Annotated in this window: 9 protein-coding genes; 7 read left to right on the forward strand and 2 right to left on the reverse strand. The window is 65.9% G+C overall.

The window, feature by feature from the left end; all coding sequences use genetic code 11:
• Window positions 1-44 precede the first annotated feature (44 nt).
• The 4 genes from AWB66_RS10045 to AWB66_RS10060 all read left to right on the forward strand — a co-directional run bounded on the left by AWB66_RS10045 (window position 45) and on the right by AWB66_RS10060 (window position 4954).
• Entirely contained in the window at window positions 45-1295 is a 1251-nt protein-coding gene (locus AWB66_RS10045; protein WP_087630144.1) for an ROK family transcriptional regulator, read from the forward strand.
• Window positions 1282-2838 carry a sugar ABC transporter ATP-binding protein gene (locus AWB66_RS10050; protein WP_087630145.1) on the forward strand — a complete coding sequence of 519 codons (1557 nt, stop codon included), beginning with the start codon at window positions 1282-1284 and terminating at the stop codon, window positions 2836-2838. Before AWB66_RS10045 ends, AWB66_RS10050 begins: the two co-directional genes overlap by 14 nt.
• A 41-nt stretch (window positions 2839-2879) precedes the next feature.
• On the forward strand, window positions 2880-3914 hold the full coding sequence (locus AWB66_RS10055; protein ID WP_125469702.1) for an ABC transporter permease subunit: 1035 nt from the start codon (window positions 2880-2882) through the stop codon (window positions 3912-3914).
• Window positions 3915-4003: 89 nt separating this feature from the next.
• Window positions 4004-4954 (forward strand): ABC transporter substrate-binding protein, encoded by a 951-nt coding sequence (locus tag AWB66_RS10060; protein ID WP_087630146.1) that lies wholly within the window; start codon window positions 4004-4006, stop codon window positions 4952-4954.
• A gap of 51 nt (window positions 4955-5005) precedes the next feature.
• On the opposite strand, the gene AWB66_RS10065 is transcribed toward AWB66_RS10060, so the two are convergent.
• Window positions 5006-5539: a cupin domain-containing protein gene (locus tag AWB66_RS10065; RefSeq protein WP_125469703.1), complete on the reverse strand. Its 534-nt coding sequence runs from the start codon at window positions 5537-5539 to the stop codon at window positions 5006-5008.
• Window positions 5540-5758: 219 nt separating this feature from the next.
• On the opposite strand from AWB66_RS10065, the gene AWB66_RS10070 reads away from it, so the two are divergent.
• Entirely contained in the window at window positions 5759-10612 is a 4854-nt protein-coding gene (locus tag AWB66_RS10070; RefSeq protein ID WP_087630147.1) for a response regulator, read from the forward strand.
• A 78-nt stretch (window positions 10613-10690) separates the two neighbouring features.
• On the opposite strand, the gene AWB66_RS10075 is transcribed toward AWB66_RS10070, so the two are convergent.
• Window positions 10691-10960, reverse strand: coding sequence for a DUF1488 family protein (locus AWB66_RS10075; protein ID WP_087630148.1), 270 nt, complete (start codon window positions 10958-10960; stop codon window positions 10691-10693).
• A 448-nt stretch (window positions 10961-11408) separates the two neighbouring features.
• Here AWB66_RS10075 and AWB66_RS10080 point away from each other — a divergent pair, with 448 nt between their 5' ends.
• Window positions 11409-11978 carry an H-NS histone family protein gene (locus AWB66_RS10080; RefSeq protein ID WP_087630149.1) on the forward strand — a complete coding sequence of 190 codons (570 nt, stop codon included), beginning with the start codon at window positions 11409-11411 and terminating at the stop codon, window positions 11976-11978.
• Window positions 11979-12196: 218 nt separating this feature from the next.
• Window positions 12197-12880: a 4'-phosphopantetheinyl transferase family protein gene (locus AWB66_RS10085; protein ID WP_087630150.1), complete on the forward strand. Its 684-nt coding sequence runs from the start codon at window positions 12197-12199 to the stop codon at window positions 12878-12880.
• The last annotated feature ends 4 nt before the right edge of the window (window positions 12881-12884 follow it).

Consider the following 12884-nt stretch of genomic DNA (forward strand, 5'->3'; position numbering starts at 1 on the left):
TTTAATTAATCAAAAAGCCAACGGTCCAGACCCGGAGGAACCGCGTGAGAAGTCCCCACATCGGCCAGGGCAGCAATTCGGCCAACGTGCGCCGCTATAACGAGCGCCTGCTGTTGCAGGCGTTGCGCCGCACCGAGCCCGCCTCGAAAGCCGATCTCGCGCGCCACGCGAATCTGACCAGCACGGCCGTCGGCAGCATCATCGAATCGTTGAACAAAGCGGGCCTGATCGAATTCTCGGGACGGCGCCTCGACGGCCAGCGCGGCCAGCCCGCCTCGCTGATCCGGCTCGATCCGCGCGGCGCGTTCGGCATCGGCGTGCGGCTCAACCGCACGAGTCTCGAAACCGTGCTGGTCAATTTCGCCGGCGCCGTGCTCGCGCGCGCCTCCTACGACATGGTGCTGCCGCATCCGGACGAAGTCCTCGCGATCCTTCAGCGCGACATCGAAACGCTGCTCAAGCACCTGAGCCCGGGCGAGCGGGAACGGCTCGCGGGCGTCGGCCTCGCGCAACCCTTCAATCTCGGCAGCTGGCTGCGCGAACTCGGCCTGCCGACCGATACCTTCCGCGCCTGGGACGAAATCAACTTCCCGGCCGAACTCGGCCGCGTGCTGGGTCTGCCGGTGTTCAACGAAAACGACGGCAACTCGGCCGCCATCGCCGAACTGTTCTACGGCTACGGCCGCCATTGCGACGACTTCATCTATCTGTTTCTCGGCTCGGCGATCGGCGCGGGGATCGCGGTCGACGGCGACTGTCTGCGCGGCGTGTCCGGCAACGCGGGCGACATCGGCGTGATGCCGGTCGCGCCGAGCCGCCTGCCGTCGGCGCCGCAACCGGCCAGGCAATGGGACATCCTGATCTCGCGCGCGTCGCTGAACGCGCTCGCGCGGCACCTTCGCTACTGCGGCGAGGCGGTCGAAACGCGTGCCGATCTCGAAGCCTGCATCGCGCGTCGCGTTCCGGCGATCGACGAGTGGATCGAAGATTGCGTGGACGCCCTCGCTCCGGCGCTGCGCTCGATGCTCTGCGTGCTGGACGTGCCGGTGGTCGTGCTCGACGCCGACGTGGACGCGGGTCTGCTCGACACGCTGATCGAACGTCTGCGCGGCACGATGGCGGCCAACGCGCCCGAATCGCGCGGCCTGCCGGTGCTCGCACGCGGCTCGTTCGGCCGCGACGCGGGCGCGATCGGCGCGGCGACGCTGCCGATGTTCTTCAACTTTTCTCCGCGCGCGGGGATTCTCAAGGGCGCCGGCGCCCATACGAATGAGGTGAGTCATGTCCAGTCCTGAACCGAGGCCCGATGCGCGGCCCGTGCTGCTCGAAATGCGCGGCATCAGCAAGACGTTTCCGGGTGTCCGCGCGCTCGACAACGTGCGCCTCACGGTGCATCCGGGCGAAGTGCACTCGCTGATGGGCGAAAACGGCGCCGGCAAATCGACGCTGATGAAGATCCTGTCGGGCGCCTATCAGGCCGACGCGGGCGGGCAGATCCTGATCGAAGGCAAGACGGTCGTGATCGACGGGCCGCTCGCCGCGAAGGATCTCGGCATCGCGGTGATCTATCAGGAACTGAGCCTCGCGCCGAATCTCTCGGTGGCGGAAAACATCCACGCGGGACGCGAACTGCGGCGCGGCCTCGGCCTCGTCGACCGGCCCGCGATGGAGCGCGGCTGCGAGGACGTGCTCAAGCGCCTCGGCGCCACGTTCAAGCCGCATACGCTCGTCGGCGATTTGTCGATTGCGGAGCAGCAGCTGGTCGAAATCGCCCGCGCGGTGCACGCGAAGGCGCGCATTCTCGTGATGGACGAGCCGACGACGCCGCTCTCGTCGCGCGAGACCGACCGTCTGTTCGAGCTGATCCGCCAGTTGCGCCAGGAAGGCCTCGCGATCATCTACATCAGTCACCGGATGGCGGAGATCTATGAACTGTCCGACCGCGTGTCGGTGCTGCGCGACGGCGGCTATGTCGGCACGCTCGAACGCGCGGACCTGTCGGCGGAAAGCCTCGTGAAGATGATGGTCGGACGCGACATCTCCGGCTTCTACAAGAAGGAACACGCGCCCTACGATCCGGGCAAGGTCGTGCTGCAGGTGCGCGACGTCGCGGATGCGGGACGCGTGCGCGGTTGCAGCCTCGACCTGCATTCGGGCGAAGTGCTCGGCATCGCGGGACTGGTCGGCGCCGGGCGCACCGAACTCGCGCGGCTGATCTACGGCGCGGAGCCGCGCACGCGTGGCGAGATCACCGTCGACGGCAAGAAGCTCAATCCGCGCACGCCGCGCGACTCGATCGACGCCGGGCTCGTCTATCTCACCGAAGACCGCAAGGGCCAGGGCCTTTTTCTCGACATGAGCGTGCGCGACAACATCAACGTGTCGGTCGCGGGACGCGACGCGCGCATGGGCGTGCTCGATCTCGCGCGCGGCGCGACGCGCGCACGCGATGCGATTTCCTCGCTGACGATCCGCGTGCCGAGCCCGAAAGTGAACGCGGGCGCGCTCTCCGGCGGCAACCAGCAAAAGGTGCTGCTTTCGCGGCTGCTCGAAACCAAGCCGCGCGTGCTGATCCTCGACGAACCGACGCGCGGCGTCGACATCGGCGCGAAGTCGGAGATTTATCGAATCATCAACGAACTGGCGAAGACCGGTGTCGGCATCATCATCATTTCGAGCGAACTGCCGGAAGTGATCGGCACCGCGGACCGCGTGCTCGTCATGCGCGAAGGGGAACTGGCCGGCGAACTCGGCGGCTATAGCGGCAAACCGATCTCGCAGGAAGCGATCATCGAACTCGCCACCGGGTCACGCCCCGCGCTCGGCGAGGCAGCCTGATACACACAGCGGCATACATAGAGACATCTTCGGAGGACGACATGAGCAAGACGATCAAGCACGAGGGCGACGCGCCCGGCATCGCGGAGGGACAGAACCCGTCCCAGCGGCAATCGCGCATCGAGCACAAGGAGCGCATGCAGACGCTGATGCGCACGGCCGGCATGCTGCCCGTGCTGATTTTGCTGTGCATCGCGTTCGGCGTCGTGACCGATGGCTTCTTCAGCCTGCAGAACATGTCGATCGTCGCGCAGCAGGCCGCGATCAACGTCGTGCTCGCGGCGGGCATGACCTTCGTGATCCTGACGGGCGGCATCGACCTGTCGGTCGGTTCGGTGCTGGCGGCGTCGGCGGTGACCGCGCTCATTGCGTCGAACATTCCGGGCTGGGGCTGGCTCGGCATTCCGGCGGCGCTCGCCGTGGGGCTCGTGTTCGGCCTCGTCAACGGCGCGTTGATCGCGCTCTTGCGGCTGCCGCCGTTCATCGTCACGCTCGGCTCGCTGACCGCGGTCCGCGGCATCGCGCGCCTCATCGGCCACGATACGACGATCTTCAATCCGCAACTCTCGTTCGCGTTCATCGGCAACGACACGGTGCTGGGCGTGCCCTGGCTCGTGATCATCGCGATCGCCGTGGTGATCGTGTCGTGGTTCATCCTGCGACGCACGGTGCTCGGCCTGCGCATCTACTCGGTCGGCGGCAATCCGGAAGCGGCGCGCCTGTCGGGCATCAAGGTGTGGGGCATCCAGATGTTCGTCTATGCGGCATCGGGCGTGCTCGCCGGACTGGGCGCGGTGATGTCGGCGGCGCGGCTCTATGCGGCGAACGGCCTGCAACTCGGCCAGTCATACGAACTCGACGCGATCGCCGCGGTCATTCTCGGCGGCACGAGCTTCGTGGGCGGCGTCGGGTCGATCGTCGGGACGCTAGTGGGCGCGCTGATCATCGCGGTGCTGACCAACGGCCTCGTGCTGCTCGGCGTGTCGGACATCTGGCAGTACATCATCAAGGGCCTCGTGATCATCGGCGCGGTGGCACTCGACCGCTATCGCCAGCGCGGCTCGGCACGCACGTAATCCAATCGTTTTACCTGCACGGCGGCGTGCGGGAACAGGCAGGTCCGCTTGTTCCCGCCACTACCAACGGACCACCTGGAGACATAAAAATGTTCAAGCAAAAAGTCGCTTATGCGAGCATCGCGCTGGCCCTCTCGTGCGGCCTCGCCGTTCCCGCGGCACACGCGGCCGACAAGGAACTGAAGTCGGTTGGCATCACGGTCGGCTCGCTCGGCAATCCGTACTTCGTGACTATTTCGAAGGGCGCGGAAGCGAAGGCGAAGCAGATCAATCCGAACGTGAAAGTGCAGGCGGTGTCGGCGGACTACGACATGAACAAGCAGTTCACGCAGATCGACAACTTCATCTCCGCGCACGTCGACATCATCTTGCTGAACGCCGCCGACCCGAAGGCGATCGAGCCGGCGGTGAAGAAGGCGCGCGCGGCGGGCATCGTGGTGATTGCCGTCGACGTCGCCGCCGCCGGCGCCGATGCGACCGTGCAGACGAACAACGTGCAGGCGGGGCAACTGGCGTGCGACTTCCTGTCGAAGAAGATCAACGGCAAGGGCAACGTGGTCATCGAAAACGGCCCGCAGGTTTCGGCCGTGATCGACCGCGTGAAGGGCTGCAAGGAAGTGCTCGCGAAGTCGCCGGGCATCAAGATCCTGTCTGAAGATCAGGACGCGAAGGGCTCGCGCGAAGGCGGCATGAACGCGATGCAGGGTTATCTCACGCGCTTCCCGAAGATCGACGGCCTGTTCGCGATCAACGATCCGCAAGCGGTGGGCAGCGATCTGGCGGCCAAGCAACTGCATCGCAAGGAGATGGTGATCACGTCGGTGGACGGCGCGCCCGACATCGAAACGGCGCTCAAGAGCGATACGCTGATCCAGGCATCGGCGAGCCAGGACCCGTGGAAAATGGCGCAGACGGCGGTGGAAGTGGGGTATGGAATCATGAACGGCAAGAAGCCGGCTGATCCGATGATCCAGATGCCGTCGACGCTGATTACGCGCGAAAATGTGGGGAGTTATAAGGGGTGGACGTCGGCGCGGTAAGCGATCCATCCAGCCTCCCGAAAAGCGCTCGCCGTATCGGCGAGCGCTTTTTTATGTCCACAGCCGCGCCACCTCCCCCTGCGCCCCGCCGACCGGATCGCTCTTCGGAAACGGCAGCGCTTCCATCCTGCGAAGTTCGTCTTCATCGAGCGCATCGCGCCGGATGTCCCACTGTTGTCCAGGCGGATACGCGCCCACCACCTGAAAGCGGCCTTCGCTCGCGAGCAGGCAGTGCCCGGTCCCGGCGGGCAGCACGAGCGCGTCGCCCGCCTGCACGCCGATGACCCGTCCCCCCGGCCCGCCGATGATGAGTTGCGCACGCCCGGTCGCAATGCCGAGCGCTTCATGCGCGGTCGAATGGTAATGGTGGTAGTCGAAAACGCTGTCGCGCCATTGCGGCGGCCAGCCGTGGCGGGCGAACAACGCCTCGAAGCGCTCGGCGCCGCCGGGCTGGGCGCCGTCGATCACACCACGGTAGAGCAGCACCGGCAGACGCCGGTTGTTCGGCACCCAGCCGTTGCGATCGAGCATGAAAGGTTCACAACGCGAATCGAGCGCATGCAGATGTTCCGTTTCGTAAGTCATCGGTTTTCTCCTGAAGCCTTCCGACCATTGCGCAAACCCCGTTCCTGTCGCGCACTCGCTGGCGCAATTCCACCGTCACCCGTTTCGTTTCCCTCCGTGCGAAAATTCGGAGGTTCGGCCGTCACGGGCCGGCCGCGTTGGGGGCAGCGCGGCCGTCGCGTTCGAGCGAGCGGGTTCGGGACGGCAGCAGCGCCAAGCGTGTCGAGGAGAAACGCGTCGATGAAACCAGACAACCAGATGGGGAACGCGGGACCTGCCGGCGCCACCGCGAGCTTTCTCGCGGGCGGCGGCGAGATGGGCGCGCTGATCCGCGCGCACGACTGGAACGCGACGCCGCTCGGCGTCCCCGAGACCTGGCCGCAAAGCCTGAAGACGGCCATCCGCATCATGCTGACGTCGCGCCAGCCGATCTGGATCGGCTGGGGCCGCGACCTCATCTTCTTCTACAACGACCCTTACAAGTCGATCATCGGCGGCAAGCACCCGGTCGCGCTCGGACAACCGACCGAAGTCGTCTGGCGCGAAATCTGGTCCGACATCGCGCCGCTGCTCGCGACCGCGCTCGCGGGCGTCGAAGGCACGTTCGTCGAACAGAAGCTCCTCATCATGGAGCGCAACGGCTTTCCCGAAGAAACGTACTACACGTTCTCCTACAGCCCGGTCCCCGACGACGACGGCAACATCGGCGGCATCATCTGCGCGAACAGCGACGACACCGCGCGCGTCCTCGGCGAACGGCAACTGACGCTGCTGCGCGAACTCGCCGCCGCGACGCCCGACGCGCACACATGGCGCGAGGCGTGTTCGCTCGCCACCCGCGCGCTCGCAACCAATACGCACGACCTGCCCTTCGCGCTGCTCTACACCGCGGAGCCGGGCGAAGCGCACGTCTCGCTCGTCTGCGCGAGCGGCATCGGCACGGACCATCCGGCGGCGCCGGCGTCGATGGACGCGAGCGCCGCGCCGCCCTGGCCCTTCGACAAAGCGTTGCGCACGCAGTCGCCCGTGCTCGTCGACGATCTCGCGGCGAAGTTCGGCGCCGCGCTGCCGACCGGCGCCTGGACCATCCCGCCGCGCCAGGCGCTCGTGCTGCCGATCCTCGCGGCCGGCGAAACGGGCCGCGCGGGCGTGCTGATCGCGGCGCTCAACCCGTGCCGCCTCTTCGACGACGGCTACCGCGCCTTCATGAATCTCGTCGCCGGCCAGATCGGCGCGGCGATCGGCTATGCGCATGCCTACGAGGAAGAGCGGCGCCGCGCCGAAGCGCTCTCGGAAATCGACCGCGCGAAGACCGCGTTCTTTTCCAATATCAGCCACGAATTCCGCACGCCGCTCACGCTGATGCTCGGCCCGCTCGAAGAACTGCTCGCGAGGCCGGACACGCCGGGCAGCACGGATCGCGAACTGGTCGAACTCACGCATCGCAACGGCTTGCGGCTGCTGAAGCTCGTCAACGCGCTGCTCGATTTCTCGCGCATCGAAGCGGGCCGCATGCAGATCCACAAGCAACCCACGGACATCGGCGCATTCACCGCCGATCTCGCGTCGCTCTTTCGTTCGGCGATCGAGTCGGCGGGCATGCAGCTCGTGATCGATCTCGACGACGAAGGCGGCCGTCCCATCGTCGATCTGGATCGCGAGATGTGGGAGAAGGTCGTGATGAACCTGCTCTCGAACGCGTACAAGTTCACGTTCGCGGGCGCGATCACGGTCGCCATGAGGAAGACAGCCGATGGCGGCGTCGAAGTGAGCGTGGCGGATACGGGCATCGGCGTCGCGGAGGACGAACTGCCGCGCCTCTTCGAGCGCTTTCACCGCGTCGCGGGCGCGAAAGGGCGCTCGGTCGAAGGCAGCGGCATCGGGCTCGCGATGGTGCAGGAACTGGTGCGCCTGCATGGCGGCACGATCGGCGTCGAGAGCCGGCCCGGCGCCGGTTCGCGCTTCGCCGTCACGCTGCCGCAGGGCGCGCCGGGCGCGGCCCGGGCCGATTCCACCGCCGCGACGAGCCGCAACGCTCAGACCTACGTCGATGCCGCCGTGCGCTGGAATCCGGAGGCCGCCGAAAGCGTCGACGCGGACGCCGTCGCGGCCCCGCAGGCGAACGAGGCGGCGCCCGCGCGCGTGCTCGTCGTCGACGACAACGCCGACCTGCGCGATTACATGAAGCGCATTCTGAGCGCGGCGGGTCATCGGGTCGAGGTCGCCGTCGATGGTGAGGCGGCGCTCGAAGCCGCGCGCGCGACGCAGCCGGAGATCATCGTGTCGGACGTGATGATGCCGCGCCTCGACGGCTTCGGCCTCTTGCGCGAACTGCGCGCGGACGCGCAGTTGCGCGAGACGCCGGTTCTACTGTTGTCGGCGCGGGCCGGCGAGGAGGCGCGCGTGAGCGGCCTCGAATCCGGCGCCGACGACTATCTGACGAAGCCCTTCTCCGCGCGCGAACTGCTCGCGCGCGTCGCGAGCAATCTGCAACTCGCGCGGCTGCGGCGCGAAACGGAGCAGAAGCTGCGCGAGGATTCGCGCACGCTCGAAGTGCTGAACCGCGTGGGCCAGGCGGTGGCCGCCGAACTCGATCTGAACCGCGCCGTGCAGACCGTCACCGATGCCGCGACCGAGCTGACCGGCGCCGCGTTCGGTTCGTTCTTCTACAACGTGCTCGACGAAGCGGGCGGCAGCTACATGCTGTACACGCTCTCGGGCGTGCCGAAGGACGCCTTCTCGAAGTTCCCGATGCCGCGCAACACGGCCGTCTTCGCGCCGACCTTCGAGGGCGCCGGCATCGTCCGCTCCGACGACATCACGACCGACCCGCGCTACGGCCACAACGCGCCGCATCGCGGCATGCCGCACGGCCATCTCGCGGTGCGCAGCTATCTTGCCGCACCGGTCGTCTCGCGCAATGGCGAAGTGCTGGGCGGCCTCTTCTTCGGCCATCCGCAGCCCGGCATATTCACCGAGCGCGCGGAACGGATCGTCGTCGGGATTGCCGCGCAGGCCGCCATCGCGATCGACAACGCGCGTCTCTTTCAGGCCGCGCAAAACGAGATCGCCGAGCGCACGAAGACGCAGGACGCGCTGCGCGATCTGAACGAAACACTTGAGCGCCGCGTGATCGAAGCCGTCGCGGACCGCGACCGACTCTGGGAACTGAGCGAGGATCTGCTCGTCGTCGCGGGGCTCGACGGCAGGCTGCAACGCGTGAGCCCGTCGTGGTCGCGCCTGCTCGGACACAACCCGTCGTGGCTGCTTACGCGCTCGTATCTCGACCTCGTGCATCCCGACGACATCCCGGCCGTGCGCGAGCATCTCGAACGGCTTCGCGCGAACGGCGCGCCGGTGCGGCACGAAAGCCGCCTGCGCCGCATCGATCATTCGTGGCGCTGGGTCGCGTGGACGCTGTCGATCGATCCTTCAACGGAGCGCATCCACGGCGTCGGACGCGATGTCACGTCGGATCGCGAAACCACCGAAGCGCTGCGTCACGCCGAAGAGGCGCTGCGCATGGCGCAGAAGATGGAGGCGATCGGCAAGCTGACAGGCGGCGTCGCGCACGATTTCAACAACCTGCTGCAGGTGATTGGCGGGAATCTGCAACTGCTCGCGAAGGACGTCGCGGGATCGGACAAGCCCGAGCAGCGCGTGCGCAACGCGCTCGCGGGCGTGGCGCGCGGCGCGAATCTCGCGTCGCAACTGCTCGCGTTCGGCAGGCGTCAGCCCCTCGCGCCCAAGGTCGTGAATCTCGGGCGCTTCGTGCGCGGCCTCGACGACATGTTCCGTCGCGCGCTCGGCGACGGCATCGAAATCGAGACGATCGTCTCGGGCGGGTTGTGGAATACGCTCGTCGATCCGTTCCAGGTCGAGAACGCGCTGCTCAATCTCGCGATCAATGCGCGCGACGCGATGAGCGGCCACGGGCGCCTGACGATCGAAGCAGGCAACGCCGCGCTGGACGACGCCTACGCTAAACGCAACGTCGACGTGATTCCCGGCCAATATGTGATGCTGGCCGTGACCGATACAGGCTCGGGCATGTCGCCGGAAGTGCGCGAGCGCGTGTTCGAACCATTCTTCACGACCAAGCCCGAGGGTCAGGGAACGGGACTCGGGCTCTCGATGGTCTACGGCTTCGTCAAGCAGTCGGGCGGGCACGTGAAGGTCTATAGCGAGCCCGACCACGGCACGACGATCCGCATCTACCTGCCGCGCGTGCGCCAGGAAGAAGACCTTGAGACGAACGTCGACGCCGGCCCCGCGAAGGGCGGCACGGAAACGATCCTCGTCGTGGAGGACGACGAGGAAGTGCGCACGACGGTCGTCGAATTGCTGTCGGACCTCGGCTACCGCGTGCTGCGGGCGAAGGATGCGCAAAGCGCGCTTGCGATCGTCGAGAGCGGCGTGCCGATCGACCTGCTGTTTACCGACGTCGTGATGCCCGGGCCGCTGCGCAGCACCGAACTCGCACGCAAGACGCGCGAGCGGCTGCCGGCGGTCGCCGTGCTGTTCACGTCGGGCTATACCGACAACGCCATCGTGCATTCGGGCCGGCTCGACGAAGGTATCGAGCTGCTCAGCAAGCCCTACACGCATGAAGCGCTCGCGCGCAAGGTGCGGCATGTGCTGACGATGACGCATCAGCAACTGGCGCAAGCGTCGCCCGCGGAAGACGAAGCCGGGCAAGGAGGCACACTTTTCGTGCCCGACAGCTTGCGTGGCCTGCGCATCCTGCTCGTCGAAGACGACGACCTCGTGCGCGCGAGCACCGCCGAGTTGCTCGCGACGTTCGGACTGAACATCGTCGAGGCGAACTCGGAGACCGAAGCCACGCGCATTCTGGGCAGTCAGGCCATCGACGTGATGCTGACCGACATCGGCCTCGGCAGCGCTTCGGGAATCGATCTCGCGATCGCGGCACGCCGGCTCGATTCGACGCTCGGCGTGATTTTCATCAGCGGCCGCGATGTGGTGCTGGAGGCCGATGAGCGGCAGGCGCTCGCAGGCGCGCAGCACTTGCGCAAGCCGTACGACCCGCGCGATCTGATCGAAGCGCTAAAGGCCTGCGTGCGGACAGGCTGATCGCCGGTTGATTGTCAGGCAAATGCATGCCGCGCCGCCGGCGGCGTTTGATCGGCGCTAGCCCGGCCCGATTCGCCCTTAGTGCGAGAAGTCGCTTGCGTGGAGCACGATCGGCGCACGCCTGTCGCGCAGCATTTTTCGCTCGACGGCGGCCGCAATGCGTTTGCGCCCGTCCATGTAGGCCTTCAGGAGTCGGGCGTCGGTCGCGCCGACGGGCGTCCAGAAGTGCTCTTCGAGCGCGTCCCGCGTGATCGCGCACTGGACCGTTTCGCCGTGCGCGACCGCCATGAAAAGGACCATTTTCCCGTCTGACGAGACGCTTGCCTCTGCCGTAAGTGTGCTTTCCATGATCGCGCTTCATGTCTGCCGACCGGCGCCGGACCATCCGGACGCCTCGCGTCGAATCTGCTCACAGCGAAATAATAGCGCCCAAACGCAATCGGCGCCGGTACGCCTTCTTGCAACGAAGCCGCCGGTCATTGTCGGCGCCGGCGACAATGCCGGGCGCGATGCGCAAGCTTGGTCGCATAAGCCTGCGAATGAATAAGCGGTTCACTTCAATGTGTCGGCGGATGGCTGGACATACGGCTAGCGTCATATGATCCGTCGAATCCGATAAAGCTTGCCCTGCCCCTAGCGCTTATCGTCTTTGAACGGACCCGTGCGATCCAAAACGACAACGCCTCATGCGGAATTTCCTGCTTTTAGTAACTTTGCTTGTTCGATGCGGCCAAAACCTTCGCTAAACGCGCTAAAGATGGCATAGTGCGAGCAATACCTTCTTTAGGAGATGCATATGGCCTCGCTCGATCAGCTTTACCAACGAATAGCGCTTCTGCAAAAGCAAGCAGAAGCCATTGTCGCAAAGAAGGCTCAATCCGTACTTGATGACATCCGCGCAACGATGGAGCGCCACGGCTTGACCACCGCCGACATCGAAGCGCATGAAACGAAAGGCAAGGCTACGCGTAAGACCGCGTCCAAGAAGACTCGTGTAGCCGCGAAGGGCAAGGTTCAGGGCAAGCTGCCGCCCAAGTACATGAACCCCAAGACCGGCGAAACCTGGAGCGGGCATGCGCGTCCTCCTGCATGGATCAAGGACGTGAAGGATCGCACCAAGTTCCTGATCGATGGCGCTGCGGGCCAAGCGGTCCCGTCAGCCAAAAAACCGGCGGCCAAGAAAGCCGCCGCGAAGAAAACGCAGGCTGCGAGTCGCAAGACAGCGGCGAAGAAGTCAGCGACGGGTGTCAAGGCTGCGGCCAAACGCAAGGGTGTCGCGTCGACCAAGACCGCAACACGCCGCCCGCGTGCAAAGCCGGTGGTAGTCGATGGAGCGGCTGAACAGGCGCCTGCCGCCGCCGCTTGACGAAGCATGGTCGAGTCTTGCCGAGGGCGTCCCCGGCAAGACATCGGGCGTTTGAGCCAAGCGTGATGCCTAAGGAGCCAAAGTCATCGGATAGCGGCATTCACTCGCAAGCAAGCGCGACGCGCCTTTGAAGTGACAACTCCACGAAGTCGAAACCATCCGCGATTAGGAAAGCAACATGATCGCTCGCGGTTTCGCGACGTCCGAAAACGCATTCGATGACTTCGTTCCCGTCCTTGCCCCTGCCGTCAGGCTGTCCTGCGGACCTTTCCTTGTGGCGCATCGACATCGCGCTCGACGCTCCATTCGACGATTCAACTTTCCCCTCTCTCTCGGACAGCGAACGTTCGCGCGCGCGGTCGTTTCATCGACGTGAGGATGCCTTGCGTTTTGCCACCGTCCGCGCGGCATTGCGCGAAATCCTGGCCGACGTGACGGGCCTGAGCGCAGCCGACGTGGCGATCGTCGAAGGCCGGAACCGTCGCCCGGCGCTAGGGCAGGCAAGCCCAAGCGCGCACGAACCGGCCGTCGATTTCAACGTTTCGCACTCGGGCGCGCATGGCCTGATCGCGCTGGCATCGGGAAGGCGGGTCGGCGTGGACATCGAACAATGCGCCATTCATTTCGACTGGCGCACCGTCGCGGACATCGCGCTCAGTCCCAGCGAACGCGCGCATATCGAGCAGCTAGAACGCGCCGCGCAGAACGCCGCGTTCTATGAGATGTGGGTAACGAAGGAAGCAGTTTTGAAGGCCCACGGCGTCGGGCTTACAGAGGGCATGCAGCACGTTTCGACGCTAGGCGCGCCGCGCGAAGGCATCGCCATCGGCGACGCCTCCCTGCAAACCGCCACGCTTGCCGCTCCGCCGGGTTATGCGGCTGCGCTCGCGTGGTCGGCCTGACGCA

The sequence above is a fragment of the Caballeronia telluris genome, from assembly GCF_001544495.1.
Lineage (GTDB): Bacteria > Pseudomonadota > Gammaproteobacteria > Burkholderiales > Burkholderiaceae > Caballeronia > Caballeronia telluris.

What these genes read in the sequence shown, in the direction of transcription:
- AWB66_RS10060 (WP_087630146.1), top strand. Translation starts at nt 4,004, where the DNA reads ATGTTCAAGCAAAAAGTCGCTTATGCGAGCATCGCGCTGGCCCTCTCG.
- AWB66_RS10055 (WP_125469702.1), top strand. Translation starts at nt 2,880, where the DNA reads ATGAGCAAGACGATCAAGCACGAGGGCGACGCGCCCGGCATCGCGGAG.
- AWB66_RS10080 (WP_087630149.1), top strand. Translation starts at nt 11,409, where the DNA reads ATGGCCTCGCTCGATCAGCTTTACCAACGAATAGCGCTTCTGCAAAAG.
- AWB66_RS10070 (WP_087630147.1), top strand. Translation starts at nt 5,759, where the DNA reads ATGAAACCAGACAACCAGATGGGGAACGCGGGACCTGCCGGCGCCACC.
- AWB66_RS10075 (WP_087630148.1), bottom strand. Translation starts at nt 10,960, where the DNA reads ATGGAAAGCACACTTACGGCAGAGGCAAGCGTCTCGTCAGACGGGAAA.
- AWB66_RS10085 (WP_087630150.1), top strand. Translation starts at nt 12,197, where the DNA reads ATGACTTCGTTCCCGTCCTTGCCCCTGCCGTCAGGCTGTCCTGCGGAC.
- AWB66_RS10065 (WP_125469703.1), bottom strand. Translation starts at nt 5,539, where the DNA reads ATGACTTACGAAACGGAACATCTGCATGCGCTCGATTCGCGTTGTGAA.
- AWB66_RS10050 (WP_087630145.1), top strand. Translation starts at nt 1,282, where the DNA reads ATGTCCAGTCCTGAACCGAGGCCCGATGCGCGGCCCGTGCTGCTCGAA.